Below are 2,687 nucleotides of genomic sequence, written 5' to 3' on the forward strand. Positions count from 1 at the left end.
GTACCCCTGCCGACCTGGGAACGGAGAGAGGGCCCCAGTGATGGCCGAGTTGGTGAAGGACGTGATGACTCCGGGTGTGGTCGCCGTGCGCCCGGACGCCTCGCTCGTCGAGGCGGCACAGTTGATGCGCACGCAGAACATCGGCGACGTGGTCGTCGCCGACGGGCAGGACGTGATCGGAGTGCTCACCGACCGTGACATCGCGGTGCGGGCCGTCGCCGACGGCGCCGATCCGATGACGGTGAGCGCGCAGACCGTGTGCACGCCGGATCCGGTGACGGTGTCACCGGACGACCGGGTGGCGACCGCGGCCACGCTGATGCGCGAGCACGCGGTGCGCCGGCTGCCGGTGGTGGAGAACGGACTGCCGGTCGGCATGGTGAGCCTCGGCGACCTGGCCGAGGCCGAGGACCCCGCGTCGGCGCTCGCCGACATCAGCCGCGCCGAGCCGGACGCTCGGGGTGGTGCGTGAGCACGGACCAGGCGAAGGAGATCAGCACCGGGAAGAACGGTTCCGGGAAAGGACGTTGAGCAACATGCGTATCGCGTTTCTGGTCGCACCCGAGGGCGTCGAGCAGATCGAGCTGACCGATCCCTGGCAGGCGGCGAAGGACGCCGGTCACGAGCCGGTGCTGGTGTCGACGAAGCAGGGGAAGATCCAGGCGTTCGACCACCTCGACAAGGCGGACACCTTTCCCGTGGACGAGGTGGTGGGCGAGACCGCGCCCGACTCGTTCGGCGGGCTGGTGCTGCCGGGCGGTGTGGCCAACCCGGACTTTCTGCGGATGGACGACAAGGCCGTCGCGTTCGTCCGGGACTTCTTCGAGCAGGGCCGCCCCGTGGCCGCGATCTGTCACGCGCCCTGGACGCTGGTCGAGGCGGACGTCGTGCGCGGGCGGGAGCTGACCTCCTGGCCGAGTCTGCGAACGGACATCCGCAACGCGGGCGGCACCTGGGTGGACAAGCAGGTCAAGGTCTGCGACCACGGCGCGGGCAAGCTGGTCACCAGCCGTAAGCCGGACGACCTGAAGGCGTTCTGCGAGACCTTCCTCGAGGTGTTCGCCGAGGAGGCCGGCTGAACGCGCTGCCGCCGGGCGCGTGCCCTTCGAGGGGCTCAGGTGCCGGGGGTCGTGGGAGTCGCCGAATCCCCGCTCCCCCGCTCCCGGGCCCCTTCGCGTGTGCGGCCCGCGGCCACCGGGCGGCGCGGGTTGCGGCGCAGGAACTCGCCCTCGAGCTGCGCCATGCGCTCGTTGTGGGCGCGCAGCGCGTCGTTCGACCCGTACAGCAGCGTGTCGTGGCGCGTGCGGTGGATGGTCTCCAGCTCTTTCATGAGCTGCTGGTCGTCCAGCCGGTCAGGGTCCACTCCGGTCATGGTGTCGCCCCGCTCGTCGTGTTCGTTCATGCGGTACGGGTACCCGCCCGGTGCAACTGAGCACCACACCCGATCGGCACCCGGGAGGGAGCCATGGATCTCGCCTTTCTGCACCCACTCTACGAACACTCGGGCCCCTGGGCCTCTGTGTACGTCGACACCTCCCGGCACACGGAGGACACGCCTCACGAGCGGCGGCTGACGGCCCAGGCTATGGCCAGGCAGCTTGCGGCGCAGGGCGCGGACGAGGCGACCTGCGGGGCCGTGCAGAACGCGATCGAGGATCTGCGACACTCCTCCGAGCCGCACGGCCGGGCCCTCTTCGTCCGCGCTGGGGAGCTCGTCCTGGACCTGCCGCTGGCCCGCCCCCCGCAGGCCGGTGACTGGGCCGAATGGGCCCCGCTGCCGCGCGCCACACCCCTGCTGGAGCTGGCCGGCGAGGACCCGGTCTGCGTGGTGGCCTACGTCGACCGCAAGGGCGCGGACTTCGAGCTGCGCAGCGCACTGAGCCGGGAGGACGCCGGGGGCGTCACCGGGCGCCGGTGGCCGGTGCACCGGACGGGCTCCGCGGACTGGTCCGAGCGGCATTTCCAGCTGCGGGTGGAGAACACCTGGGAGCACAACGCCGCGGAGATCGCCGACGCGCTCGCCGTGTGCCAGGAGGAGACGCAGGCCGACCTGCTGATTCTCGTGGGCGACGACCGGGAGCGGCGGTCCGTGCACGACCGGCTGCCCAAGCGGCTGCACGGTCTGGTCGTCGAGGCGCCGCACGGCAGCGGCAGTCGGCTCCTCGACGCGGACGTGGAGCGGGCCCGCGCCGAGCATGTGGCGTGGCAGGCCGAGGCCGAACTGGAGCGGTTCCGGGCCGGCCGGAGCCCGGACGACGAGGGCCGGGCCCGGGCCGTGGAGGGCGTGCCCGCGCTGATCGAGGCGGCACGTGAGCACCGTATCGACGAACTGCTGATCAGGCCGAACGGGCCGGACGCGCACCGCGAGGTGTGGATCGGCGAGGACCCGGACCAGGTGGCGGTGCGGCGCACGGATCTGAAGATCCTCGGCGAGCAGCACTCGTGGCCGGCCCGGGCGGATGACGCGTTGATCCGGTCGGCGGTGGCCACGGATGCGCCCGCGCTGGCGGTTGCGGAGGAGGAGGCGCCGGTGGGTGGACTCGGGGCGTTGCTCCGCTGGAAGTGAGCCGGCCGGCCGGTGTGGTGCGCCTCATCGCCGTAGGGGTGCTTGCCGCAGTGCGGGTGCGGGTGCGTGGTGGCTGGTCGCGCAGTTCCCCGCGCCCCTAGGGGCTGCGGCCCGCTAGGGG

General features: G+C 72.3%; 4 protein-coding genes. 3 read left to right on the forward strand and 1 reads right to left on the reverse strand.

What is annotated here, in order from left to right; genetic code table 11:
* Positions 1–40: 40 nt before the first annotated feature.
* Both ACFTZL_RS43780 and ACFTZL_RS43785 read left to right on the forward strand, forming a co-directional pair.
* Positions 41–472 carry a CBS domain-containing protein gene (locus ACFTZL_RS43780; RefSeq protein WP_382595881.1) on the forward strand — a complete coding sequence of 144 codons (432 nt, stop codon included), beginning with the start codon at positions 41–43 and terminating at the stop codon, positions 470–472.
* A 64-nt stretch (positions 473–536) separates the two neighbouring features.
* Complete coding sequence (locus ACFTZL_RS43785) at positions 537–1,079, forward strand: type 1 glutamine amidotransferase domain-containing protein (protein ID WP_382595884.1); 543 nt, start codon at positions 537–539, stop codon at positions 1,077–1,079.
* A 35-nt stretch (positions 1,080–1,114) separates the two neighbouring features.
* On the opposite strand, the gene ACFTZL_RS43790 is transcribed toward ACFTZL_RS43785, so the two are convergent.
* The gene (locus ACFTZL_RS43790) at positions 1,115–1,402 is read right to left on the reverse strand and encodes a DUF6158 family protein (RefSeq protein ID WP_382595887.1); all 288 of its coding nucleotides are present in this window, start codon (positions 1,400–1,402) and stop codon (positions 1,115–1,117) included.
* A 63-nt stretch (positions 1,403–1,465) separates the two neighbouring features.
* Between ACFTZL_RS43790 and ACFTZL_RS43795 the strand changes: the two genes are divergently transcribed.
* Positions 1,466–2,566, forward strand: a complete 1,101-nt coding sequence (locus tag ACFTZL_RS43795; protein WP_382595890.1) for a Vms1/Ankzf1 family peptidyl-tRNA hydrolase — start codon at positions 1,466–1,468, stop codon at positions 2,564–2,566.
* The last annotated feature ends 121 nt before the right edge of the window (positions 2,567–2,687 follow it).

This window comes from Streptomyces sp. NPDC056948 (genome assembly GCF_042674225.1).
Taxonomy (GTDB): domain Bacteria; phylum Actinomycetota; class Actinomycetes; order Streptomycetales; family Streptomycetaceae; genus Streptomyces; species Streptomyces purpurascens.